We start from the raw sequence: 26,043 nt of genomic DNA, 5'->3' as shown, positions 1-26,043 counted from the left end.
TTTTTATTTTAAATGTTGAATAAAAATATTTAATATTTTAAGAATTTCTTAAGAAACATCACTTATAATGCGCCACATCCGACACAAACAGCGATGTGGCGTGACTATTCCATCTGGTATTATTTAGGAGTCTTTATGAAAAAAATCGTAACCTTAGTAGCATTATTAGCCATGTCTTCCACCGCATTTGCCGGTTTTCAAGACACTAACGCAAGTAATAATCTAACCACCGTACAAGCGGCACAAAAAATGGCTGATCACGCACCAGTCACTTTAGAAGGCAACTTTGTTCGTCAAATCGATGACGATGAATTTATTTTCCGTGATAGCACCGGTGAAATCAAAGTGGATGTTGATGATCACGCATGGAAAGGCGTCAATGTCACGCCAAACGATCGCATTCGCATTCAAGGTTCCGTTGATAAAGATTTTGGTGAACCGACAAGTATTGAAGTACATCAAATTCAAAAAATTCAATAATTCACTCAAGCACCGCCTTTACGGCGGTGTTTTTTTATATTCAACAAACACACCAAAAAACAAACCGCACTTTGACTTAAAAAACCAAAGTGCGGTCTGTTTTTGAGATGAATTTATTTTATTTCTGTGTCGCTAATTCAAGTAACTTCACAATCACATTCACGGCATCTTTCATACCTTCCAGCGTAATCAACTCATGCTTACTATGGAAGTTATAACCGCCGGTAAAAATATTCGGACAAGCCAAACCCTTTTCCGCCAACCACGCGCCGTCTGTACCACCACGAATCAATTTATGATTAGGGGTAATATTACATTGTTTCATGGCTAAATCGGCTAGCTCAATGGCTTGCGGAACCTGTTTAACCACCTCATACATATTTTTATAGTTTTCGGTTAAAACCAGTTCAATCGGTTTTAACAAGCGTTTTTGCCGGTTAAATTTTTCCACTAAATCACGGATAAATTGTTTACGCTTTTCAAAATTAGCGCTGTCAAAATCGCGGATTAAATACTGTAATTCCACTTTTTCAATCGTGCCGTCAAAGTGATGCAAATGGAAAAAACCTTCTCGCTGTTCCGTTTGTTCCGGCACTTCCGTCGCCGGGAACGCATTTTGAAATTCGCAGGCCAAAGCAAGCGCATTAATCATTTTGTGCTTTGCATAACCGGGATGAATGTTGCATCCGTGGAAAGTAATTTTTGCAGAGGCCGCATTGAAATTTTCATATTCCAATTCACCGACTGCGCCACCATCTATCGTATACGCCCAATCACAAGAAAAACGATCAAACGGGAAAAATTGCATTCCTAAACCAATTTCTTCATCCGGGGTAAACGCCACCCGAATATTGCAGTGAGGTAAATTCTCAGTTTTTAAGCGATAAAGTGCGGTCATAATTTCCGCTATTCCGGCTTTATTATCCGCGCCTAACAACGTTTTGCCGTCTGTGACAATTAAGGTTTTGCCGACTAGTTGGTGTAAGAAAGGATAATATACCGGGCTGATAAACTCTTCGCCGATCCCCAAAGCAATATCACCACCACGATAGTTATCAATCACTTCAGGTTGTACATGTTTGCCGCTGCAATCCGGCGAGGTGTCAAGATGGGCAATTAAACCAATTGTCGGCGCGTGAGGATCTATGTTGGAGGGTAAAAATGCGGTTAATACAGCGTGTTTATTAAGCTCAATTTCTTGCAACCCGAGTGCCACCAATTCTTGCTGTAACAGTTTGGCTAAGGCTAATTGACCTGCCGAACTAGGAGAAATTTTAGCACCGGGTTTGGCTTGCGTATCATAACTCACATAATTAAAAAAACGCTCCAATACCAGTTCTCGAGATAATAAATCTTGCATTCTTTTTCTCCCTTATTTTTATCTAATTTGACTTTCCGAAAAAACAATAAAAAACTGCGCTAAGTCTAGCGATAAATAGGGCCAAAATCCTTGATATATCACAACTATTTTAGTTTTTATGAAAAAACCTGATTAATTCCTTTTCATTATCTCCCGTTCACTATATCATTAGCGCTTATTTTACAGTCGCCGCCTACATTTTTGTGGGCATTTGTTTCTAATTTTTACCGAAAAATTTCGGTACATTAGGGAGAAAACCAAAGAAAGTGGAAAACTCGGTTCAAAACAAGCCAATTATTGAGCTTCGTTCAATCAAAAAATCCTACGGTTCCAATACCATTATTAACGATTTTAATTTAACCATTAATAATGGTGAATTTGTCACCATTCTTGGCCCATCCGGTTGTGGTAAAACTACCGTATTGCGTTTATTGGCCGGATTGGAAGAATTAGATTCAGGCAACATTATTTTGGACGGTGAAGACATTACCAATGTGCCGGCAGAAAAACGTCACATCAACACCGTATTCCAAAGCTATGCTTTGTTCCCGCACATGACGATTTTTGAAAACGTAGCTTTCGGTTTGCGTATGCAAAAAGTGCCGGAAAGCGAGATCAAACCTCGTGTGTTAGAGGCATTGCGTATGGTACAGTTGGAAGAAATGGCGGAACGTAAACCAACCCAACTTTCAGGCGGACAACAACAGCGTATTGCGATTGCTCGTGCGGTCGTCAATAAACCTAAAGTCTTATTGCTTGACGAATCTCTTTCTGCGTTGGACTACAAATTGCGTAAAAAAATGCAATACGAGTTAAAACAATTACAACGCCAATTAGGCATTACCTTTATTTTCGTTACGCACGACCAAGAAGAAGCGATTACGATGTCTGATCGTATTGTCTTATTGCGTAAAGGTAAAATTGCACAAGACGGCTCTCCACGTGAGATTTATGAAGATCCGGCAAACTTGTTTGTGGCGCGTTTCATCGGCGAAATTAACGTTTTTGATGCGACTGTCATTGAACGCAAATCAGACAACGTGGTCCTTGCTAATGTGGAAGGTCGCATTTGCGATATTTATACCGATATTCCGGTCGAAAAAGATCAGCAACTTCAAGTCTTGCTTCGCCCGGAAGATATCGTGATTGAAGAATTAGATGAACACGAACAATCCAAAGCCATTATCGGTCATATTATCGACCGCACTTATAAAGGCATGACATTGGAATCTACCGTGGAATTCGAACATAACGGTAAACGCGTATTGGTCAGCGAATTCTTTAATGAAGATGACCCACATATGGATCACAGTGTCGGTCAACGCGTAGGCATTACATGGCACGAAGGTTGGGAGGTTGTACTCAACGATGAAGATAATCAATAATAAATTCCAAAAAATTACTGTTGCGATTATCTTCAGCTGGCTAATCTTCTTCGTGCTGATCCCAAACTTATTGGTATTAGTCGTAAGTTTTTTAACCCGAGATGGTAGCAACTTTTATGCCTTGCCATTTAACGTTGATAACTACATCAACCTGTTTAATCCGCTTTATGCGCAGGTGGTGTGGAACTCATTGTATATGTCGGGCATTGCCACCATTGTTTGCTTACTCATTGGCTATCCGTTCGCCTTTATGGTCAGCAAAATTCACCCGAAATATCGACCGCTCTTATTGTTCCTTGTGGTGTTACCATTCTGGACAAACTCGCTGATTCGTATTTACGGCATGAAAGTGTTCCTCGGTGTGAAAGGTGTGTTGAATACCATGTTGATGGACATGGGCATTTTGAGTGAACCGATTCGTATTCTAAACACAGAAGTGGCGGTGATCATCGGTTTAGTCTATTTGCTTCTACCGTTTATGATTTTGCCACTCTACTCCGCGATTGAAAAATTAGACGGACGTTTATTAGAAGCGGCAAAAGACTTAGGTGCGAATGCGTTCCAACGTTTCTTCCGTGTGATTCTACCGTTAACCATGCCGGGCATTATTGCCGGTTGCTTATTGGTATTATTGCCGGCAATGGGCATGTTCTATGTAGCCGACTTACTTGGCGGTGCGAAAGTGTTGCTTGTGGGTAACGTGATTAAGAGTGAATTCTTAATTTCCCGCAACTGGCCGTTCGGTTCTGCCATCAGTATCGGATTGACCATTCTCATGGCATTGTTGATTTTCGTGTACTACCGTGCAAATAAACTATTGAATAAGAAAGTGGAGTTAGAATAATGAGCCGTTTACTACGTAATATCTTTATGTTTGTGGTATACGCTTATTTGTATATCCCGATTATTATTTTAGTGACTAACTCCTTCAACGAAGACCGTTATGGTTTAAGTTGGAAAGGCTTTAGCTGGAACTGGTATGAGCGTCTTTTCAATAATGACACGCTTATTCAAGCGGCAGTACACTCTGTGACGATTGCCTTCTTTTCCGCAACCTTAGCGACAATTATCGGTGGTTTAACTGCTATCGCCCTTTATCGCTACCGTTTCCGTGGCAAACAAGCTGTGAGTGGTATGTTGTTTATCGTGATGATGTCGCCGGATATCGTCATGGCGGTATCTTTGCTTGCCTTATTCATGGTAGTTGGTATTTCTTTAGGTTTCTGGTCGCTATTACTCGCCCACGTCACCTTCTGTTTGCCGTATGTCACCGTCACCATTTTCTCTCGATTAAACGGTTTCGATGCAAGAATGTTAGAAGCTGCGAAAGATTTGGGTGCCAGTGAAGTGACGATTTTACGCAAAATCATCCTGCCGCTTGCATTACCTGCTGTAGTATCCGGTTGGTTATTAAGCTTTACCATCTCGCTCGATGATGTTGTGGTGTCTTCTTTCGTGAGCGGTGTAAGCTATGAAATCCTGCCATTGCGTATTTTCTCCTTGGTGAAAACTGGTGTGACACCGGAAGTAAACGCGCTTGCAACCATCATGATCGTGCTTTCATTATTACTCGTAGTTGCCAGCCAATTTATCGGCAGAAAACACAAAGACATCTAGCGGTAATAATGTTTCACAAATAATTTAATATCACATACAATACGCCTTGACGCACAATCAAGGCGTTTTTTTATACCTGCATTTTATGCAGGTGGTTTTTTTTCACCTCTTTTACGGAGAACAAACAAAAATGAAAAAATTTGCCGGTTTATTCACCGCAAGTATGATCGCTGTTGCCCTGACAGGTTGTAACGAGAAAGACAACAAACAAGCGCAAACCGCGCCGGAAGCCCCTAAAGCTGAAGCGCCTGCAAATGATACCGTGTATCTTTATACATGGACTGAATATATACCGGATGGTCTTTTAGATGATTTCACCAAAGAAACCGGTATTAAAGTGATTGTGTCAAGTCTTGAATCAAACGAGACAATGTATGCGAAATTAAAAACGCAAGGCGCATCCGGTGGTTATGATGTAATTGCACCGTCTAACTACTTCGTGTCTAAAATGGCACGCGAAGGGATGCTAAAAGAACTTGATCACAGCCAATTACCTGTTATTAAAGAATTAGATCCTGATTGGCTCGACAAACCTTATGACAAAGGCAATAAATATTCCCTTCCGCAATTATTAGGTGCACCGGGAATTGCCTTTAATACCAATATTTACAAAGGCACCGATTTCACCTCTTGGGGCGATTTATGGAAACCGGAATTTGCGAATAAAGTACAATTATTAGATGATGCCCGTGAAGTATTCAACATTGCCTTATTGAAAATTGGTCAAGATCCTAATACACAAGATCCGGCAATTATCAAACAGGCTTACGAAGAATTGTTGAAATTACGTCCAAACGTACTTTCTTTCAACTCTGATAACCCGGCGAACTCTTTTATTTCCGGTGAAGTAGAAGTGGGCCAATTATGGAATGGTTCCGTGCGCATCGCGAAAAAAGAACAAGCGCCTCTAAACATGGTATTCCCAAAAGAAGGCCCGGTGCTTTGGGTGGATAACCTTGCCATTACATCAACATCTAAAAACCCGGAAGGCGCACATAAACTTATCAACTATATGTTAGGTGCGAAAGCGGCAGAAAAATTGACACTGGCTATTGGTTACCCAACCGCTAACCTTGAAGCGAAAAAAGTGTTACCAAAAGAAATCACTGAAGATCCGGCAATCTATCCAACGGCTGAAGTATTAAAAAATAGCCACTGGCAAGATGATGTGGGTGATGCGATTCAATACTACGAACAATATTATCAAGAGCTGAAAGCAGCGAAATAATTTGTTCTCATAGCCATCACAAAAGTGCGGTCGAAATTTATATTAATTTTCAACCGCACTTTTTTTATCCGGTGCTAAGATAAGGACATTAAAAACGAAAAAGGAGAGGATTATGACAACACCAATTTCAGACAAAATTCACCACGCGTTGTCCCAAATTGATAATGAACTGTTAGCTCAGGATATTTGGCTTATTTTACAAGAGCAAAAATTTGTGGGATTTCTACCGCACTTTGCCGTACAGCACTTGTGCAACAAACATCAAATCACTCCTCAACAACTCTCCCTTCAACTGCTCCCTATTGCCGCTTTTTATGCCACCACGCCCATCTCACATTTTAATGTCGGCGCGATCGCCACAGGGGGGAGAGGTAATTTTTATTTCGGTGCGAATCAGGAGTTTTGCCAAACGGATATCCAACAAACCATCCACGCCGAACAAAGTGCGATTACTCATGCTTGGATGCGTGGAGAAAAACAAATCACCGATATTAGCGTCAACTACACGCCATGTGGTCATTGTCGTCAGTTTATGAATGAATTAAATAGCGCAGAAAAATTACAAATTCATTTACCGCATAGCCAGAATAATCCGTTGCACCAATATTTACCTGATGCATTCGGGCCAAAAAACTTAAACATTCAGCTACATTTGCTGGATCAACATGACAATCAATTATCCTTAAACAGCAACGACCCGGTGATTTCACAAGCCCTTGCGATGGCTAACCAAGCGCATGCGCCTTATTCAAACGCCTTCCATGGCATTGCATTACAAACGCAAGATCAACACATTTATCACGGCAGTTATGCTGAAAATGCGGCATTTAACCCTAGCCTACCGGCTATGCAAGTGGCGCTGAATTATCTGATATTGAGTGGTGAAGCTGTGGAAAATATTACCCGTGCTGTGATGGTAGAAAAATCGCATACCTTAAACTACAAAGCAATGGCAGAAGCCTTACTCGCCAGCGTATGTGAGGTGAAATTAGAATATTTTGAGGTATAAAAGTGCGGTGAATTTTCAGTGCGTTTTTAAGAGAAAAAATATGGGTGCGTATAACCGCACCCATATTTATTTTTTAACTGATTTAGTTTGCAGATTTACCAATCACCTCTAATCCGCCCATGTAAGGACGTAAAACCTCCGGTACGGTAATCGAACCGTCAGCATTTTGATAGTTTTCCAAAACTGCCACTAAGGTACGCCCCACGGCTAAACCGGAACCATTAAGGGTGTGCACCAAACGGGTTTTCTTGTCGCCTTTTGAACGACAGCGTGCTTGCATACGACGCGCTTGGAAATCCCACATATTAGAGCAAGAAGAAATTTCACGGTACGTATTTTGCGCCGGTACCCAAACTTCTAAGTCGTAAGTTTTGCAAGAACCAAAGCCCATATCACCGGTGCAAAGCAACACTTTACGATATGGCAAGCCAAGTAATTGCAAGACTTTTTCCGCGTGACCGGTAAGCTCTTCCAACGCTTCCATAGATCTTTCCGGCTCTACGATTTGTACCAATTCCACTTTATCAAATTGGTGCATACGAATTAAACCGCGTGTATCACGACCGTAAGAACCTGCTTCAGAACGGAAACATGGCGTATGTGCGGTCATTTTTAACGGTAAATTTTCCGCCTCTAAAATGTCACCACGTACCAAGTTAGTAACCGGCACTTCTGCTGTCGGAATCAATGCATAAGTGCGTTGCACTTCATTTGGATCTTGCCCTTCTAGCGGTTTCGTGTGGAATAAATCTTCACTGAATTTAGGTAATTGACCTGTGCCATAAAGCGTATCATGGTTCACTAAATAAGGCACATAAGCTTCCGTGTAGCCATGTTGTTCCGTGTGTAAATCCAACATAAATTGCGCGAGAGCACGATGTAATTTGGCAATTTGGCCTTTCATCACCACAAAGCGGGAACCGGTTAATTTCACCGCAGAAGCAAAATCTAAGCCTTGTAAATTTTCGCCTAACGCAACATGATCTTTTACCTCAAAATCAAATTTGCGTGGTTCACCCCAACGGGATACTTCCAAATTTTCACTGTCATCTTTCCCCAAAGGCACTTCATCTACTGGAATATTTGGGATGTTCAAGGCAATGTCATTTAAGGCATTTTGTACTTTTTCTAACTCAACTTTACCTTGCTCTAATTCTGCTGCCATGTGGTCTACTTCTGCCAACAACGGCGCAATGTCTTCTCCACGGGCTTTTGCCGCACCGATTGCTTTAGAACGGGCATTACGTTCTGCTTGTAACGTTTCGGTTTTTACCTGTAAGGCTTTGCGTTGTTCTTCTAATTGCGTGATATTTGCCACATCAAGCGTGAAACCACGTTTAATTTTTAATTTTTCTGCAACTTCTGCCAAATTATTACGAAGTAAATTCGGATCGATCATACTTTTACCTTTCTTCTTCTGTTTATTAATACCGTGTTAAAAATTGCGTTTATTCTATATCGTATTCAACCAATAAACTAGCAAAAACATGGAGTAAAGTGCGGTCAGAAATCGCCGTGTTTTTTCGTACTACTTTATTTTCTACTCAAAAAGAGGTCATCGGATACTCCCTATGAGTTTAAAAGTACGCCAATAAAATTTTGATGTAACGCAACAATTTTCCTAATTCTACTACTTAATAAGTAGCCTTAATGTTAGACTAGCGCTGATTTTCTCATCACCAAATGAAATTATTTTCTGGAGTATCTATGGAATTTCTAATGAACTTAAGTGAAGGTTCGCAATTTGCTATTCAACTTGCGATCGTCTTAATCTGTTTATTCTACGGCGCCAAAAAAGGCGGTATCGCTCTCGGTTTATTAGGCGGTATCGGTCTTATTGTCTTGGTGTTCGGCTTCGGCATTGAACCGGGTAAACCGGCAATCGATGTGATGTTAACCATCCTTGCGGTGGTGGTAACATCTGCAACGTTACAAGCCAGTGGCGGTTTGGATGTTATGTTGCAAATCGCAGAAAAATTACTGCGTAAAAACCCGAAATACGTCAGTATTCTCGCTCCGTTCGTTACCTGCACCCTGACTATTCTTTGCGGTACCGGACACGTGGTTTATACCATGTTACCGATTATTTACGATATCGCGATTAAAAACGATATTCGTCCGGAACGCCCAATGGCAGCCAGTTCTATCGCCTCACAAATGGGTATCATCGCTTCCCCGGTTTCCGTTGCAGTAGTCACCTTAACGGCTTTCTTAGTGAATGCACAAAACCATTTAGCCGGTTTTGACGGTTACTTAGACTTATTAAAAATCACTGTGCCATCCACCCTTTGTGGTGTTTTAGCTATCGGTATCTTCAGCTGGTTCCGCGGTAAAGATTTAGATAAAGACCAAGAATTCCAAGAAAAATTAAAAGATCCTGAATTCAAAAAATATGTGTATGGCGACAGTGCTTCCCTACTCGATAAAAAATTACCACAATCTAGCTGGAACGCGATGTGGATTTTCTTCGGTGCCATTTTAGTGGTTGCCTTATTAGGTTATTTCAAAGAATTGCGTCCATCTTTTGAGAAAAGTGCACCAGCGCAAGTAGTTGAAGTGCTTTCAGGTGATAAAGCAGTCAAAAGCTTTAACGTAAAAGACGGTAAAATTCTTGCCGTAGCCAAAGACGGTAAAGTCGCGCTTGATGTTAAAGACAACAAAGCCAAAGCAAAAACCGCTTATGACAGCGTTGAGATTTACGACAACAAAGGTACATTAACCCAAACTGTTGCTTTACAAGATAACAATGTTGTCATTACTGCTGGCGATAAAACAGAAACCATTGAAAACGCAACAATCGGTTTAAAAGACACGGCGAAGAAAAAAGTCACTTTAGGCATGGTCCACGTTATCCAAATCTTCATGCTATTGGCCGGTTCATTAATCATCATCTTTACAAAAACCGATGCCGGCAAAATCAGTAAAAATGAAATCTTCCGCTCCGGTATGATTGCATTAGTGGCAGTATTCGGGATTTCTTGGATGGCAGAAACCATGTTTACCGTCCATACACCGATGATGAAAGCAGCATTAGGGGACGTCGTAAAAGCGCACCCTTGGACTTATGCTGTGATGCTACTATTAATCTCTAAATTCGTTAACTCCCAAGCTGCTGCATTGGTGGCATTCGTACCACTTGCATTAGGTATCGGTGTTGACCCGGCGATTATTCTTGCCTTCGCAGCGGCTTGTTACGGTTACTACATTTTACCAACCTACCCAAGCGACTTGGCAGCAATTCAATTTGACCGCTCCGGTACCACCCACATCGGTAAATTTGTCATCAATCACAGCTTTATTTTACCGGGCTTAATTGGTGTAATTACTTCCTGTATCTTCGGTTATATTTTCACAACCCTGTTTGGATACTTGTAATTTAGATTAGATTTAATCCCAAATAAAAAGGCTACTTCGTTGGAAGTAGCCTTTTTTATGTGTGTTTAAATCAAAAAACAATTCTAGAATCAACCGCACTTTTATCTGGTTCGAATGCCAATAGAAACCCTACTTATAACGTTTCTTCTGGCTTTCCTGATCCAATCCTTTTAACCAGTCCAATTTCTCTTTCATCTTAATTTCCATCCCTCTTGTAGTCGGAAAATAAAATTGTGCGTCTTTAAGTTCTGGCGGGAAGTAATTTTCACCGGCAGCGTAGGCATTGGGTTCGTCGTGGGCATAGCGATATTCAGAACCGAAACCGAGGTCTTTCATGAGATTGGTTGGCGCATTGCGGAGGTGTTCCGGCACATCAAAATCAGCTGATTCCGTCGCCAATTTTTTCGCTGCTTTAAAAGCAAGGTAAACCGCATTGCTTTTCGGTGCAACGGCTAAATACACGATAGCTTGTGCAATGGCGCGTTCACCTTCGGCGGCACCTACACGGGTAAAGCAATCCCAGGCGGCAAGGGCGACTTGCATTGCCCGCGGGTCAGCATTGCCCACATCTTCCGAGGCAATTGCTAATAAACGGCGCGCTATATAAAGCGGATCACCGCCGGCAGTGATAATGCGGGCATACCAATAGAGTGCCGCATCCGGTGCGGATCCGCGAATGGATTTATGTAGCGCAGAAATGAAATCGTAGAATCGGTCGCCTTGTTTGTCGAAGCGCGCTTGGCGTTCACCTAAGACTTCCGTGAGTAAAGTGCGGTCTAAAATTTTACCGTTTTTCGATTCGGCGGCCATGTCCACCATCATTTCGAGGCAATTCAACGCAAGGCGTGCATCGCCATTGACATATTCCGCCAAAAGCGACAACAAATTCGCCTGCAAATCTAACCGCACTTTGCCCAAGCCGTTTTCCGGATCATCAATGGCTTGTTGCAACACACGCTCAATTTCCTGCGTGGAAAGCGGTTTGAGAATATAAACCCGTGCGCGGGAAAGCAGCGCGTTATTTAATTCAAAGGAGGGATTTTCGGTGGTGGCACCGATAAAAATAATGGTGCCATCTTCAATATGAGGCAGGAACGCATCTTGCTGGCTTTTATTGAAACGATGCACTTCGTCCACAAACAAAATGGTACGCAGACCCGCCAATTTATTTTGTTTCGCTTTTTCAATGGCTTCACGAATTTCTTTAATGCCGCTGGTGACAGCAGAAATACGCTCGACTTCCGCTTGAATGCGTTGCGCGATAATTTCCGCCAACGTAGTTTTGCCGGTGCCGGGTGGCCCCCAGAAAATCATGGAATGAACATAGCCTGCCTCAATCGCTTTACGCAACGGTTTACCTTCGCCCAACAAATGAGACTGGCCACAATATTGCGCCAAGGTGGTTGGGCGCATTCTGGCCGCTAAAGGGCGAAAGTCATTTTCGTTGAAATCAAAGCTAAAGTTAGACATGGTTCAATTCGCTTATTTTTTACGTTGGTCGTCCAATTCTACGCCTTTGGGTATGCTAAATTTAAACAAACCGCCATCTAAATGTTGGTTAGTAATATTGCGCAAAATATATTGATTAGACTGCCCATCTTTTTCAATGGTACTAAAACCTTTTAATACGCCGTTTTGATCGATACGAATATCAAATTGCTTGATATTGCTGTTTTTAGCTTTCGGTTTTAACACGAAAGTGTCATCTTTTTGTTCTACCGAATATTGCGCCCAATGGCTTTTGTCATTGCTGGTGAGCAACACGAACGGCGTATTATTTACCGCCTCTTTTACCCAATTGGCCGTCACTTGTTCCACAAAGGGATCATAGAACCAAAGGGTTTGTCCATCGGCAATAATTTGGGTTTCTTGTGGTGATTTGGTATCCATGCGAAATAAATTCGGACGCTTAATTTGTAACTTTCCGTTGCCTTGTTGCACATTTTTACCATTTGCCGAACTCACCGTTTGTGCAAAATCGGCACTTAACGTATCCACTTTATTTAAGCGATTCTGTAACTCAATATCAGCATTTGCCCAAGCAAGGGTCGCCATTGCCAAAAGAGAAAGTGCGGTGAGTTTTTGAAACGTTTTTTTCATGTTATTCAATTCCTTGTTTAAACCGATTACCTTTAGCCGCTTCAGTTTATGCACCGATAAACAGCCAAAAATAAAGTAACCCTTTGACCTCAAAAGGAGAGATTAATTCTAATAATCCGCCCCGCGCGCCAAAATCTCACGCTTGCCATTTTGCAATGGCGAGACAATTCCCTGTTCTTCCAGTTGATCCATAATATTCGCTGCACGGTTAAAGCCCACACGGAAACGACGTTGAATCGCAGAAATGGAGGTTGTGCCCGTGCTGACAACAAACTCGACCACTTCATCAAACAACTCATCGGTCTCACCCGAATTATCACCTAAGCGTTCTAAGGCATCTTCGTCTTCATTGCCGTCTAAAATGCCTTCAATATAATTCGGTTTGCCACGCGCTCTCCAATCGTCTGCGACACGGCTAACTTCATCATCAGTCATAAAGGCACCGTGAATACGGATTAATTCGGTAGAACCTTGCGGTGAATACAACATATCGCCCTTGCCCAACAAAGATTCCGCACCACCTGCATCGAGAATCGTACGTGAGTCAATTTTCGTTGCCACAGTAAAAGCAATACGGCTCGGCACATTGGCTTTGATTAAACCGGTAATGACATCCACAGAAGGACGTTGCGTTGCCAAAATCAAGTGAATCCCCACTGCACGGGCTTTTTGCGCCAAACGCGCAATCAGTTCTTCCACCTGTTTGCCGGCAACCATCATTAAATCGGCAAATTCATCCACAACGACTACAATATAACTCAGCTTCTCTAACGGAGGCGGAAGCTGATCCATAGAATCGCCCGGACGCCATAATGGATTTGGAATCGGCATTTTCAACGCATCATATTCATCGATTTTTTCATTAAACCCTTCAATGTTACGCACTCGTAAAGCAGACAATAATTGATAACGACGCTCCATTTCATCCACGCACCAACGCAACGCATTGGCGGCTTTTTTCATGTCGGTCACCACTTCCGTCAACAAATGTGGAATGTCGTTATAAATAGAAAGTTCGACAACTTTCGGGTCAATCATGATGAACTTGACCTCTTCCGGTTTCACGCGATAAAGCAAGCTTAAAATCATCGTATTCACGCCAACAGATTTTCCGGAACCGGTGGTTCCCGCCACCAATAAGTGAGGCATTTTTGCGAGATCCACAATCATTGGTTTACCACTAATATCTTTACCTAACGCCATGGAAAGCAACGCTTTGGCATTACGGAATTCATCGCTATCCAGCACATCGCGAAGCGGTACCATTTGACGATGATCATTCGGCGTTTCAATGCCGATATAAGGTTTACCTGGGATGACTTCCGCCACACGAATTGAGCGGAACATCAACGCGCGTGCCAAGTCTGTATCCAAACTGGTGACTTTGGCGGCTTTTACGCCTGGGTCTAACTCCAATTCATAACGGGTTACCACAGGCCCAACCAACACATCTTTTACTTTGGCTTTCACATTGAAATTGCGTAACTGTTGTTCAATACGTTGCGAGGTTTCCACAATTTCTTCTTGAGTAATATTTTGAGCTTTGCTTTGGTGACGCTCCAATAAATCCAAGCTCGGCAATGGTGTGGTCGGTTTTTCTACGTTAGCTTTATGCTGCTGAAATGCCGGATGAACAAGAGAATCACCATAAGGTTTATATTGTGGTGTAATGTGAGGTACGCCTGCTTCGACTTCTTCTGTGTCACTCACTGACGGAGTAACCACGGTTGTTTCATGATGAATTTGAGTCAGTTGTGACGTCTCTTCATGCGCATTCGCATGTGGCGATGCTAAAGACACCGTTGGCATTATTTCCCGTTCTGAAAAATCATGGGAAAAATCCACCGCACTTTGGATCTCAGTCTTTGGCTCAACAGGTACTTGTGTCAGTGGTAGAGCGTCTTGGGCAGGTGTAGCAATGGTCACATTCGGTAATACCTCTTGCTGCTCAAAGTCATAAGGAATGAACGTGTCAGAAGTATCACCCTCTTTTTCCACAGCAATAGTCATATTGTCGGAAGACACTGATGTCGTTTCTTCAGAGAGTCCGGTGATATGAAGCTGATGATTTGATTCCGTATTTGTTTCTGCTGAATTTTCTTCAGCCAAGCCTTTTGCCTGCGTCATTAGGCTTTCTTGAGAAACCAAAATAATTTCTTCTTTCGCTTCAGCAGGAGCATTTTCTTCTGCTTGCGGTTGCGTTTCTTCCGCTAGTGGCGTTTGCATGGTTAACCATTGATAGAAACGAAGCAACAGGCGAATAAACGAAGCACCGGAACACAAAATAAAGCCAGCGAGGGCAAAAATGCCCGCGAAGACAAGCAACCCAAATTTTCCGGCCGCTTCATAGAACGTTAAAGTGAGCCAGCCGCCTAACACGCCACCGGATAAATAATTTGCCGTGTTGTTAAAAGACAATGTGCAAATGACCGTTAACCCGCAAAGCAATAAAATAAAACCGAATGTCCGCAAACTAAATTTCGTCCATGTCAGCGAAGTCACTCGTTTAGTACGAATTAAATACGCGGGAATAAAACACAACATGAACGGAATAACATTCCCCACGTAACCGAAAAGTACAAAAAATAAATCTACAAACCATGCACCGAATGCGCCGGCTTTGTTGATAGTATCCGGTGCAAAACTGGAGGTCGCCCAAGAATTATCCAACGGTGTGTATCCCGACCAAGCAATGATCAGATAAAACCCGAAAAGTGCGGTCATACCTAGCAACAAATTTAATAAATAATATTTCGGGGAAAAATGTTCGGTAATACGTTTAATCATGCGTTACGACTTTATCTCTATTTCAACTGTAAAAAATTGGTTTGTTTGACTTCTTCCATTACCACATAAGTGCGGGTGTCATTTACGCCGGGCAACCGTAGTAAAGTGGTCCCCAGCAATTTACGGTACGCTGCCATATCCGCCACTCGGGTTTTCAATAAATAATCGAAATCACCGGAAACTAAATGGCATTCTTGAATTTCATCCAACTGTTGTACTGCCAAATTAAATTCTTCAAAGACATCGGGTTTACCGCGCACTAAAGTAATTTCTACGATCACTAACAATGGCGAATCTAATAATTCCGGATTCAGTAAGGCGCGATATCCCATAATCACCCCTTGTTTCTCCAAACGTTTTACACGTTCTAAACAAGGCGTTGGGGACAATCCCACTTTTTTTGACAAATCAATGTTGGAAATTTTGCCGTTGCGTTGTAATTCATTGAGTATTTTTATATCAATGGCATCTAAAGCTTTTGTTAATTTCTTTTCCATGTGTGACGTTCGTATGAATGAGAGAAAATAGTGATTAATTCTAGCTTATTTGACCCAATATTGCAGTAAGAAAGTAGAAAGCTCTCCAATATTCATTTAATACAAAATTTAATTTGTTTAACTCTATTTTGCATTCAATCAAAGAACAATGCAGATCTAAGTAAAAAGAGATTGTTTTCATTCCCTTTGCGTGTTCTAATGAGCACCCGCTAGACAATCACTTCAGTAAGTTAGTTATTTCGGTTCTTCCTCATTCAAGTTTTGAATTTGTGCTTTGAAGATTCAATTTATCCATCTCTATTTAAGTTAAATCGCTAGCAATTCGTGCTGAACATGAGCACACAATTTCATTATTTCAAATAAGGAAGACAACATGTCTAAATTAAACGGCACCGTAAAATGGTTCAATTCAACAAAAGGTTTCGGTTTTATCGCACCTGAAGATGGTTCTAAAGATGTTTTCGTACACTTCTCCGGCATCGTGGGCAATAATTTCCGTACTTTAAACGAGGGCGACCGTGTTGCTTTTAACGTACAAGATTCCCAACGCGGTCCGACAGCAGTTGACGTTGAAGTGATTTAAGAAACATTTCTACATAAAAATAGCCCTTCTCAAAAGGGCTATTTTTTATCTATCGTTTTTCATTCAGTCGCATTTTCAAAAGTGCGGTGCTTTTTTAAAGCGAATCTAAGATTCCCAGCGCATCAACTAATTTCTTCACTGTAAACACTTGCATGTTTTCCACCGCATGTTTTGGCTTATTCCCGAACGGGACAATCGCACGTTTAAAACCGTGTTTTGCTGCCTCACTAATACGTTCCTGCCCACTTGGTACAGGACGAATTTCACCGGCTAATCCCACCTCGCCAAACACCACAAGATCTTGCGGTAACGGACGATTGCGGAAGCTGGAAATCAGCGCCAGAAGCAAAGCCAAATCAGCACTGGTTTCGGTCACTTTGACGCCGCCAACGACATTCACAAACACATCTTGATCCGCCATTTGCAATCCCCCGTGGCGATGCAACACAGCCAGTAATAAAGCAAGACGGTTTTGTTCTAACCCCACAGCGACACGGCGTGGATTAGCGAGCATAGAATGATCCACTAGCGCTTGAATTTCCACCAGCAACGGGCGCGTACCTTCCCATAGCACCATCACTGAGCTACCGGGCGTTTGTTCATCACCGCGACTTAAAAAAATCGCCGATGGGTTTTTCACTTCACGCAAACCTTGTTCTGTCATGGCAAATACGCCTAACTCATTCACGGCACCAAAGCGGTTTTTGTGGCTACGCAGGGTACGGTAGCGGGAATCTGTTTCGCCTTCCAATAATAAGGAACAGTCAATGGCATGCTCTAACACCTTCGGCCCGGCAAGGGTACCATCTTTGGTGACATGCCCCACCATGATGATTGCCACTTGTCGAGTTTTTGCATAACGCGTTAAAAAAGAAGCACATTCACGCACCTGTGCCACACTGCCCGGTGACGATTGAATATCCGCCAAATGCATCACCTGAATAGAGTCAATGACGATAATTTGCGGTTTTAATTGATCCGCCAAATTACAAATCTGCTCGACGGAAGTTTCCGACAGCATATTCAGTTTTTCCGGCGGCAACCCGAGGCGTTTGGCACGCATGGCGACTTGTTGCAAAGATTCTTCACCGGTCACATAAAGTGCGGTCATTTTTTGCGACAAATAACACATCACCTGTAACAATAACGTACTTTTCCCCGCGCCCGGATGTCCCCCGATTAAAATCGCACTGCCCGGCACGACCCCGCCGCCCAGCACGCGATCCAGTTCATAAAAACCACTGCTAAAACGCGGGGTTTCTTGTAGGCTAATTTCACTTAACGTTTGAATTTTGGCGCGAGTCTCACCGGCATAGCCACTAAATCGATCCGCTTTATTATTCGGCGTAGAAACCAACCGCACTTCGGTAATGGTATTCCAAGCTTTACAGGCACCACACTGCCCTTGCCAACGGGAATATTCCGCGCCGCAATCGTTACAAACATAAGCCGTTTTTGTTTTCGCCATAGGGTTATCCGCCGATCGTTAACGTAATCAGGTGAAGCATGCGTTGTGCATATTGCGGCGTTTGAATAAGGTCGAGCAATTTATTCATCGCCAGCGCATTATCTTTCGTCTCACTGTGCAAACGAATGACGTCATGCAGTTTCGCCAAAACATCCGCGTTCGCTTCGGTTAAATCGTTCAACACATTTTCCTGTGCATAATGTTGATTCGCTGCCAGCTGTTCATTCAACGCTGCTTCTAACAAAGATTTATTATCTTCGTAATAATGATATAAATTGAAAAAAGCCCCTACCCGTTCTACAGTTTTAATAAAATCTGATGCAAAAAAATGAGCCCCTAAAGCCAATGTTTCTTCGACTAAAGACTGCTCATAAGCTAAAAGTGCGGTCAATTTTTCCGTTGTTTTTGGCATCCGTTTTTCCGAATACAAAAAGCCCCGCCACTGCTCAATCCACTCACTGGACTTCGTGGTTTTTCCTTGAGCTAACTGATATCCACGTTTTGCTTTGCTGAGAGAATAAAAATGTACCTTGTCTGCATAATGGGTTAAAAAATCAGCGACAAAGGCAAAAAATGGCCCCAATTCACCAGACTTCACTTCAAACTCAATTTCACGAATAGGCTGTTGTTTGTCACCTGCTATAACATTTCCCTGATCGAATGCCACTTCAATTTGACAATCGGGCGTATATTGAACCAGCCATTTTTGGCGTTCAAAGTCGGTGCTAAAAATCGGCTGTAAGGGCTCATCAACATTTTCTAATACAAGCCCGTGCTGACGGATTAACGCCGCTAAATTAGGTTCTGATGTCGGTAATTCCACGTTATATTCCGGGCGAACATGCAACCCACCGGATACTTTACCATCGGTTTTTAAGGTCAAGGTGTAATGGTCATCTTGCTGACGCACACGCAAGCCCATTTTCTGTTGAGTGAAATAGTTATCGGCAGTGTCGTAATAGGTATTGGCTAAAAAGGCTTTTTGCTGCTCAATAATGTGAAAATGATGTAGCAGGGTATTGAGCTGTTCCTCATGAATATCACCGACCGCTAATTTTAATTCGATTTCGTTTGCCATGATAAAATCCTTTAAGATCATAAAGTTTTGTATTTACTCTAAATTCACGGGTTTTATTATCCAATAAAAGCCTGATTTTTTCGATTAAAATCGTGAATTTTTCATTTACATCAGGTAATATGCGCGTGAATTATTAACCTTAATTAGGAGTCATCTTCATGGCAATGAATAATATCCTTGGATTATTTGCCCACTCCCCTTTAAAGCCGTTACAAAAACACTCCAATAAAGTCACTGAATGCTGTGAATTATTGGTTCCTTTCTTTGAAGCAATCTTCCGTGAAGACTGGAATGCTGCTGAACAATTCCGTTTAGATATTTCCGCACATGAGCGTCAAGCCGATGCATTAAAACGTGAGATCCGTTTGAAATTACCACGCGGTTTATTCATGCCAATTGAACGTACCGATTTATTAGAATTGGTCACACAACAAGACAAATTAGCGAATTACGCAAAGGACATCGCCGGTCGTATGGTTGGACGTCAATTTGGCATTCCACCGGAAATGCATGATGAATTTATGAGCTATGTGAGACGCAGCTTAGATGCTACCGAACAAGCCCATAAAGTGATCGAAGAAATGGATCAATTATTAGAAACCGGTTTCAAAGGTCGTGAATTAAACTTTGTTAATCAAATGATTAACGAGTTAGATATCATTGAAGATGATACCGATCAAATGCAAATCAAATTAAGAAAAATGCTTTATGAGGTTGAAGGTCGTTACAACCCAATCGATGTCATGTTCTTATATAAAATTATTGAATGGGTTGGCGTGCTTGCTGACCAAGCACAACGAGTCGGTTCACGCATTGAATTAATGCTGGCTCGCTCATAATTTCCATTTACTTAGGTATTTTTCAATGGAACTACTTCATCAATACGGCTCATTATTGATTTTCATTACAGCCGTTTTTGGCTTTTTTATGGCCTTTGGCGTAGGAGCCAACGATGTTTCAAATGCAATGGGAACATCCGTTGGCTCAGGAACAATCACAGCAAAACAAGCCATTATTATTGCAATGATTTTTGAAGCGGCAGGTGCTTATCTTGCCGGTGGCGAAGTCACCGAAACCATCAAAAGCGGCATTATCGACACCATGCAATTTGTTGCTGAGCCGGAAGTTCTGGTCTTTGGCATGATGTCAGCTTTATTCGCTTCAGGCGCATGGTTATTAATTGCCTCCCGTATGGGCTGGCCGGTATCCACAACTCACTCTATCGTCGGTGCGATCATCGGTTTCGCTTGCGTGACTGCAGGACCGCACTCTGTTGACTGGAGCAACATTAAAAATATTGTAGGTAGCTGGTTTATCACCCCCTTACTTGCCGGTTTACTCGCTTACGCTATTTTTATCAGCACACAAAAACTGATTTTCGATACAGAAAGCCCTTTTAGAAATGCACAAAAATACGGCCCTTACTACATGGGCATCACCATTTTTATTTTGTGTATCGTGACCTTAAACAAAGGGTTAAAACACGTTGGATTGAATTTAAGTAGCACAGAGAACTTACTGATTTCTTTTGCTATCGGCATTATTTCCATTATTTACAGCCACTTTTATTTCCGTAGCATCAAATTTAAATACAAAATGTTGGAAGGCGGCTCCTTCGGCGGCGTAGAAAAAGTCTTCAGTATTCTGATGTTGATGACCGCTTGCGCCATGGCATTTGCCCATGGTTCAAACGATGTAGCCAATGCGATTGGCCCACTTTCTGCGGTTGTTGCCATTATTGAAAGTGGCGGTCAGATTGTTAACAACGTTCCCCTTGCTTGGTGGATTCTACCTTTAGGCGCCGCAGGGATTGTTGTTGGTTTAATTGTTATGGGTTATAAAGTGATGGCAACCATCGGCACCGGCATTACGGATCTCACACCAAGCCGTGGTTTTGCAGCCCAGTTTGCTACCGCGACCACGGTGGTTATCGCCTCAGGTACCGGATTACCGATTTCCACTACGCAAACCCTTGTTGGTGCGGTGTTAGGTATCGGTTTTGCGCGCGGTATCGCGGCCATTAACTTAAACGTTATTCGTAATATTGTTGTTTCTTGGGTGGTTACGCTACCGGCCGGTGCGTTCTTCGCTATTATTATTTATTACCTCTTAACAACTATTTTCCATTAATCCTGTCTGAAAAGTGCGGTCAATATTTACATTAAAATTTCACCGCACTTTTCGTTTTTTTATAAAGGATTTCCCTATGCAAAAAGCTTTATCTACACTGCTTGCACTATTTTGCTTCACCGTTGGCATGTCTGCCGCACAAGGAGAAACAAAATACGTCACAGAAAACCTCTCCACGTTTTTACGCAAAGGCGCCGGTGAACAATTTAAAATTGCCGGCACCATTCAAGCAGGCGAAGCCGTTACCGTATTAGATAAAAAAGATCGTTACACGCTGGTTCGCGACAGTAAAAACCGTGAAGCCTGGATTTTAAGCAGTGAACTCAGTACTAACGCCAGTAGCAAAGATGAAAATCCGAGATTAAAAAATCAAATTCAAGAGTTGAGTCTAAAACTCAATCGTTTAGACGGAGATTGGCAAAAACGCACCGTAGAAATGCAACGTCGTACCAAACAGGCGGAGCAACAAAGCAGCGAATTATTGGAACAAAACTCCCAACTAAAACGGGAATTGGAAATGACCAAAAATAAAAATCGTGATTTAGAAGCCATGTTAGATGCCGGCAAACGCGAAATTGCCATTCAATGGTTTATCTACGGCGGTTCGGTACTGGGCGTGGGATTGGTTCTCGGCTTAGTATTACCGTTTATTATGCCTAAACGCCGTCGTCGCGATAGTTGGTCATAATGGCGGAAAAATTTCACGTCTATTTAGTCGGAGGCGCAGTTCGCGATCAGCTCCTCAACCTTCCCGTCAAAGATCGGGATTGGGTGATTGTGGGCGCCACGCCACAAGATTTGCTGAATCAAGGCTATCAACAAGTCGGTAAAGATTTCCCGGTTTTTCTCCATCCACAAAACAAAGAAGAGTATGCTTTGGCGCGTACTGAACGCAAAGCGGGCAACGGTTATACCGGCTTTATTTGCGATTTTTCTGCTGACATCACGTTAGAACAAGATTTAGTTCGTCGCGATCTTACCATTAACGCTATTGCGCAAGATTTAGCCGGCAATTTATACGATCCATATCATGGCGTGGAAGATCTAGAAAAACGTGTTTTGCGCCATGTTTCCCCCGCATTTTCGGAAGATCCTTTACGCGTTTTGCGGGTCGCCCGTTTTGCTGCTCGCTATCATTACTTAGGCTTCAACATCGCTGATGAAACTCTACAATTAATGACCGCACTTAGTGCGCAAGGCGAGCTGCAACATCTGACAGCCGAGCGCGTTTGGGCTGAAACTGAAAAAGCCTTAAATGAAAAAAATCCTGAAATTTACTTTGAAACCTTACGTCAAGTTGGTGCACTCAAAGTGCTCTTTCCCGAATTGGATGCCCTTTATGGCGTGCCAAATCCGGCAAAATATCATCCGGAAATCGACAGCTTCGTGCATACGATGATGGTATTACAACAAGCAACTCTGCTTTCAGAACAGGTCGATTGCCATAAAAGTGCGGTCCGTTTTGCCGCCATTTGTCATGATTTAGGCAAAGCCTGTACCCCAAAACAAAACTGGCCCCATCACCACGGCCACGAAAAATTAGGCGTTGTACCGACAAAAAGCCTGTGTAAACGTTTAAAAGTACCAACATATTATCAACAACTGGCAGAACTCACCTGCGAATATCATTCACATGTTCACAAAGTGTTTGAGCTACGCCCGGAAACCATTGTAAAACTGTTTAATACTTTTGATGTATGGCGTAAGCCATTGCGTTTTATGGAGTTTCTTCTTGTTTGTTTTGCCGATACACGAGGCCGTAAAGGATTTGAACACATTCAATACCCTCAACAGGAATTTGCCATCGCCTTGTATCAAGCCGCATTAAAAGTAGATATTCAATCTATTATTGCTGCCGGTTTTGAAAACAAAGCCATTCGTGATCAACTTAATCGCGGACGTATTTTTGCCGTCAAACAAAAACGCCAAGAAATCCTACCGCACTTTAAACCCTAAACCGGCGTTGAATGCTTTACGCCATAAAAATCGAGCCGTAAAATCAGCGTTATTTTTTATCAAACAGGTCATGTATGAAAACCATTAAATTTTCTCTTTGGATTCTCTTCGCCGGACTGTTATTGTGCGGCTGTACCGTCGATCAGCAACGCCCTACCGATGTAAAATACATCGAAAAAACAGATCCCACATGGCAACAGCATTTAAAACAGTTACAACAAATCAAAAGTTACCAAGCTTTAGGCCAACTGGGCTATATCAGCACGAAAGAACGTTTCTCTACCCGTTTTGACTGGCAATACCAAAATCAACAAAATTACACGTTGAAACTTTATTCCACGCTCAGCAGCGAAACCCTGCAAATTCAAATGCACCCACAAGGCATGACGATTTCCGACAATAAAGGTCGTCAACGTTCTGCAGCCGATGCAAAAATGTTACTCAGAGAAATTATCGGCATGGATTTCCCATTGGATGAATTTGTCTTTTGGCTAAAAGGCCAACCGAAAGATAACAGCGACTATTTAGTGGCGGAAAATCATTTCCTCGGTTCTTTTACTCATCTCGTTGACGGCAAAACATGGACGGCAGATTATTTGTCCTATCACCTCAATCGACAGCCACCAATGCCGGAAAATATCTTGCTGAAAACCGAAGGGCAAACCCTGAAGATTCGTGTGGATGAATGGAACTTAAAATGAAAACATACCAATTTTCCACCGCACTTTTAGTGCCAGAAAGCTTAAATAATGAAGCCGGCCTGCGTTTCCCTTGCCCGGCGAAATTAAATCTGTTCTTGTATATCAACGGAAAACGCCCGGATGGTTATCACGAATTACAAACGCTGTTTCAATTTGTGGATTTTGGCGATTGGCTATCGATTAAGGTAAGAAATGACGGCAAAATCAATTTAATTTCGCCAATCGCTGATTTGGCACCTGAAGATAATTTGATTTATCGTGCGGCACATTTATTACAACAAAAAACCGGTTGCTCACTCGGCGCAGACTTGCAATTAGATAAAATTCTGCCTATCGGTGGGGGCGTGGGTGGCGGCTCCTCTAACGCGGCAACGGCTCTCGTTGCCTTAAATCATTTATGGCAAACCCATTTAGACACCGAGCAACTTGCCGCTCTTGGTTTAAGCTTAGGTGCAGATGTTCCCATTTTCGTGCATGGCAAAGCCGCATTTGCCGAAGGCGTAGGCGAAAAAATCACCTATTGCGAACCACCGGAGAAGTGGTATCTCGTGATCAAGCCAAATGTGTCTATTTCTACCGCCGTGGTTTTTTCCTCACCCGATTTGCCGCGAAATACCCCGAAAAAATCACTACAACAATTATTGTCCGAAGAATATGTAAACGATTGCGAAAAAGTTGTACGAGATCACTATTCAGAGGTTGAAGAAATACTGAACTGGTTGGTAGAATATGCTCCAGCAAGATTAACAGGAACCGGCGCTTGTGTTTTTGCGGAATTTGACGATGAAAGATCCGCGCGATCCGTGCTCGACGACATGCCAAAAGCGTATTTTGGATTTGTCGCCAAAGGATTAAACGTTTCACCGTTACGCACGATGTTGAAACAGCTTAAAAGTGAAAACCCGGTTTCTCCGTTAACCCCCTAATTTTATCATCTAACACCTGAGGTCAAACTTACAATGCCAGATATTAAACTCTTCGCCGGTAACGCTACACCGGAACTCGCCAAACGCATTTCAATATGCTTAAAAACGAAATTAAGCGATGCAACCGTTGGTCGTTTCAGCGATGGTGAAGTACAAGTGCAAATCAATGAAAATGTTCGCGGTAGCGATGTATTTATCATTCAATCAACCTGCGCACCAACAAATGACAACTTAATGGAATTATTGGTTATGGTTGATGCATTACGTCGCGCTTCTGCCGGTCGTATTACTGCCGTAATCCCTTATTTCGGTTACGCCCGCCAAGACCGCCGTGTTCGTTCTGCTCGTGTACCGATTACAGCAAAAGTCGTGGCAGACTTCTTATCCGGCGTTGGCGTTGACCGTGTGTTAACCTGCGATTTACACGCAGAACAAATCCAAGGTTTCTTTGATGTGCCGGTAGATAACGTATTCGGTTCCCCGGTGTTAATCGATGACATTTTGAAAAAAACCGACTTAGTGAATCCAATCGTTGTGTCTCCGGATATCGGTGGTGTCGTACGTGCCCGTGCTGTGGCTAAATTATTAAATGACACCGACATGGCGATTATCGACAAACGCCGTCCACGTGCTAACGTTTCTCAAGTAATGCACATCATTGGTGATGTAGCAGATCGTGATTGTATCTTAGTTGATGACATGATCGACACCGGCGGCACCTTATGCAAAGCGGCTGAAGCCTTAAAAGAACGTGGTGCTAAACGCGTCTTCGCTTACGCTACACATGCGGTATTCTCAGGTTCTGCCGCGAAAAACCTTGCCAGCGATGCGTTAGATGAAGTTGTCGTAACAGACACCATTCCGTTGACGGACGAAATTATCGCATTAGGTAAAGTTCGCTCATTAACATTATCCAAAATGCTTGCAGAAGCGATTCGCCGTATCAGCAACGAAGAATCCATCTCTGCAATGTTTGATGAATAAGCGAAAATACATATAAAATCAACCGCACTTTAAATGACAAAAGGCTTAGAAAACTAAGCCTTTTGTTTTTTTATATCAAATCAATATTCCCACTTTTAATTATTGGTTTCCTTGTTTCGCCACCTTAAATCTGCCTTCCCTATGCTATAATTACAACCATATTTTTGACACATAGAGGTATCGCATGAAAAAACTTATTTTAGTCTTTACGGCAATTTTAACCATCACCGCCTGTTCTCAGCCAAAAGATATTTATTTTAATGGCTCCGAAGGTTCTCACTCCGGTTTAAAATTCGATAAAAATACTAAAACACTGGGTATTAATAATTAATCCCCAAACCCTATCTCAAATCTCAAAGTGCGGTAGAAAATTTACCTA

General features: G+C 42.4%; 24 protein-coding genes. 16 read left to right on the top strand and 8 right to left on the bottom strand.

The features are described from left to right. Window positions 1–135: 135 nt before the first annotated feature. Complete coding sequence (locus HMPREF9064_RS06485) at window positions 136–480, top strand: YgiW/YdeI family stress tolerance OB fold protein (protein ID WP_032997803.1); 345 nt, start codon at window positions 136–138, stop codon at window positions 478–480. Window positions 481–598: 118 nt separating this feature from the next. Here HMPREF9064_RS06485 and pepT read toward each other — a convergent pair whose 3' ends face one another. After that, complete coding sequence (gene pepT / locus HMPREF9064_RS06490) at window positions 599–1,840, bottom strand: peptidase T (protein WP_006717533.1); 1,242 nt, start codon at window positions 1,838–1,840, stop codon at window positions 599–601. A 266-nt stretch (window positions 1,841–2,106) separates the two neighbouring features. On the opposite strand from pepT, the gene potA reads away from it, so the two are divergent. From potA to cdd, 5 genes are all read left to right on the top strand, one after another. After that, a complete protein-coding gene (gene potA / locus HMPREF9064_RS06495) occupies window positions 2,107–3,225 on the top strand; it encodes a spermidine/putrescine ABC transporter ATP-binding protein PotA (protein ID WP_006717532.1) in 1,119 nt (372 codons plus the stop codon). Next, entirely contained in the window at window positions 3,209–4,069 is an 861-nt protein-coding gene (potB, locus tag HMPREF9064_RS06500; protein WP_006717531.1) for a spermidine/putrescine ABC transporter permease PotB, read from the top strand. The genes potA and potB overlap by 17 nt, the downstream gene beginning before the upstream one ends. Beyond that, on the top strand, window positions 4,069–4,842 hold the full coding sequence (potC, locus tag HMPREF9064_RS06505) for a spermidine/putrescine ABC transporter permease PotC (protein ID WP_006717530.1): 774 nt from the start codon (window positions 4,069–4,071) through the stop codon (window positions 4,840–4,842). Before potB ends, potC begins: the two co-directional genes overlap by 1 nt. 130 nt (window positions 4,843–4,972) lie before the next feature. Further along, window positions 4,973–6,070 (top strand): extracellular solute-binding protein, encoded by a 1,098-nt coding sequence (locus tag HMPREF9064_RS06510; protein ID WP_032998100.1) that lies wholly within the window; start codon window positions 4,973–4,975, stop codon window positions 6,068–6,070. Window positions 6,071–6,182: 112 nt separating this feature from the next. After that, complete coding sequence (gene cdd, locus HMPREF9064_RS06515) at window positions 6,183–7,079, top strand: cytidine deaminase (protein WP_006717528.1); 897 nt, start codon at window positions 6,183–6,185, stop codon at window positions 7,077–7,079. 82 nt (window positions 7,080–7,161) lie between these two features. Here cdd and serS read toward each other — a convergent pair whose 3' ends face one another. After that, complete coding sequence (gene serS / locus HMPREF9064_RS06520; RefSeq protein ID WP_006717527.1) at window positions 7,162–8,478, bottom strand: serine--tRNA ligase; 1,317 nt, start codon at window positions 8,476–8,478, stop codon at window positions 7,162–7,164. Window positions 8,479–8,786: 308 nt separating this feature from the next. Between serS and HMPREF9064_RS06525 the strand changes: the two genes are divergently transcribed. Continuing rightward, window positions 8,787–10,454: an anaerobic C4-dicarboxylate transporter gene (locus tag HMPREF9064_RS06525; RefSeq protein ID WP_032997801.1), complete on the top strand. Its 1,668-nt coding sequence runs from the start codon at window positions 8,787–8,789 to the stop codon at window positions 10,452–10,454. A 129-nt stretch (window positions 10,455–10,583) separates the two neighbouring features. On the opposite strand, the gene HMPREF9064_RS06530 is transcribed toward HMPREF9064_RS06525, so the two are convergent. The 4 genes from HMPREF9064_RS06530 to lrp form a co-directional block, all read right to left on the bottom strand. Continuing rightward, complete coding sequence (locus HMPREF9064_RS06530) at window positions 10,584–11,924, bottom strand: replication-associated recombination protein A (protein ID WP_006717524.1); 1,341 nt, start codon at window positions 11,922–11,924, stop codon at window positions 10,584–10,586. Window positions 11,925–11,936: 12 nt separating this feature from the next. Beyond that, on the bottom strand, window positions 11,937–12,554 hold the full coding sequence (gene lolA, locus HMPREF9064_RS06535; protein ID WP_032997800.1) for an outer membrane lipoprotein chaperone LolA: 618 nt from the start codon (window positions 12,552–12,554) through the stop codon (window positions 11,937–11,939). A 108-nt stretch (window positions 12,555–12,662) separates the two neighbouring features. Further along, on the bottom strand, window positions 12,663–15,341 hold the full coding sequence (locus HMPREF9064_RS06540; protein WP_006717521.1) for a DNA translocase FtsK: 2,679 nt from the start codon (window positions 15,339–15,341) through the stop codon (window positions 12,663–12,665). 17 nt (window positions 15,342–15,358) lie between these two features. Next, entirely contained in the window at window positions 15,359–15,838 is a 480-nt protein-coding gene (gene lrp, locus HMPREF9064_RS06545; RefSeq protein ID WP_006717519.1) for a leucine-responsive transcriptional regulator Lrp, read from the bottom strand. Between the two features lie 373 nt (window positions 15,839–16,211). On the opposite strand from lrp, the gene cspE reads away from it, so the two are divergent. After that, window positions 16,212–16,421, top strand: a complete 210-nt coding sequence (gene cspE / locus HMPREF9064_RS06550) for a transcription antiterminator/RNA stability regulator CspE (protein ID WP_006717517.1) — start codon at window positions 16,212–16,214, stop codon at window positions 16,419–16,421. Between the two features lie 94 nt (window positions 16,422–16,515). Here the strand turns inward: cspE and radA are convergent, their stop codons facing one another. Together radA and HMPREF9064_RS06560 are read right to left on the bottom strand one after the other, a co-directional pair. Beyond that, entirely contained in the window at window positions 16,516–17,889 is a 1,374-nt protein-coding gene (gene radA / locus HMPREF9064_RS06555; protein WP_006717515.1) for a DNA repair protein RadA, read from the bottom strand. A gap of 4 nt (window positions 17,890–17,893) precedes the next feature. Further along, window positions 17,894–18,967, bottom strand: coding sequence for a CYTH domain-containing protein (locus tag HMPREF9064_RS06560; protein ID WP_032997798.1), 1,074 nt, complete (start codon window positions 18,965–18,967; stop codon window positions 17,894–17,896). A gap of 158 nt (window positions 18,968–19,125) precedes the next feature. Between HMPREF9064_RS06560 and HMPREF9064_RS06565 the strand changes: the two genes are divergently transcribed. From HMPREF9064_RS06565 to HMPREF9064_RS09960, 8 genes are all read left to right on the top strand, one after another. Next, the gene (locus tag HMPREF9064_RS06565) at window positions 19,126–19,806 is read left to right on the top strand and encodes a TIGR00153 family protein (RefSeq protein ID WP_006717512.1); all 681 of its coding nucleotides are present in this window, start codon (window positions 19,126–19,128) and stop codon (window positions 19,804–19,806) included. Window positions 19,807–19,831: 25 nt separating this feature from the next. Next, window positions 19,832–21,097 carry an inorganic phosphate transporter gene (locus HMPREF9064_RS06570; RefSeq protein ID WP_006717510.1) on the top strand — a complete coding sequence of 422 codons (1,266 nt, stop codon included), beginning with the start codon at window positions 19,832–19,834 and terminating at the stop codon, window positions 21,095–21,097. 76 nt (window positions 21,098–21,173) lie between these two features. Further along, a complete protein-coding gene (locus tag HMPREF9064_RS06575) occupies window positions 21,174–21,785 on the top strand; it encodes a TIGR04211 family SH3 domain-containing protein (protein ID WP_006717508.1) in 612 nt (203 codons plus the stop codon). Next, window positions 21,785–23,053 (top strand): multifunctional CCA addition/repair protein, encoded by a 1,269-nt coding sequence (locus HMPREF9064_RS06580; RefSeq protein ID WP_006717505.1) that lies wholly within the window; start codon window positions 21,785–21,787, stop codon window positions 23,051–23,053. The genes HMPREF9064_RS06575 and HMPREF9064_RS06580 overlap by 1 nt, the downstream gene beginning before the upstream one ends. A 74-nt stretch (window positions 23,054–23,127) precedes the next feature. Continuing rightward, window positions 23,128–23,754 carry a lipoprotein insertase outer membrane protein LolB gene (gene lolB, locus HMPREF9064_RS06585; protein ID WP_006717504.1) on the top strand — a complete coding sequence of 209 codons (627 nt, stop codon included), beginning with the start codon at window positions 23,128–23,130 and terminating at the stop codon, window positions 23,752–23,754. After that, complete coding sequence (gene ispE / locus HMPREF9064_RS06590; protein WP_032997796.1) at window positions 23,751–24,680, top strand: 4-(cytidine 5'-diphospho)-2-C-methyl-D-erythritol kinase; 930 nt, start codon at window positions 23,751–23,753, stop codon at window positions 24,678–24,680. The genes lolB and ispE overlap by 4 nt, the downstream gene beginning before the upstream one ends. Before the next feature lie 33 nt (window positions 24,681–24,713). Continuing rightward, complete coding sequence (locus HMPREF9064_RS06595) at window positions 24,714–25,664, top strand: ribose-phosphate pyrophosphokinase (protein WP_006717500.1); 951 nt, start codon at window positions 24,714–24,716, stop codon at window positions 25,662–25,664. 184 nt (window positions 25,665–25,848) lie between these two features. Continuing rightward, complete coding sequence (locus HMPREF9064_RS09960) at window positions 25,849–25,995, top strand: putative periplasmic lipoprotein (protein ID WP_006717498.1); 147 nt, start codon at window positions 25,849–25,851, stop codon at window positions 25,993–25,995. Window positions 25,996–26,043 lie beyond the last annotated feature (48 nt).

The organism is Aggregatibacter segnis ATCC 33393 (genome assembly GCF_000185305.1).
GTDB classification, from domain to species: Bacteria; Pseudomonadota; Gammaproteobacteria; order Enterobacterales; family Pasteurellaceae; genus Aggregatibacter; species Aggregatibacter segnis.
Note: the sequence above shows the minus strand (reverse complement) of the source record. Positions and strands in the feature narration are given on the sequence as shown.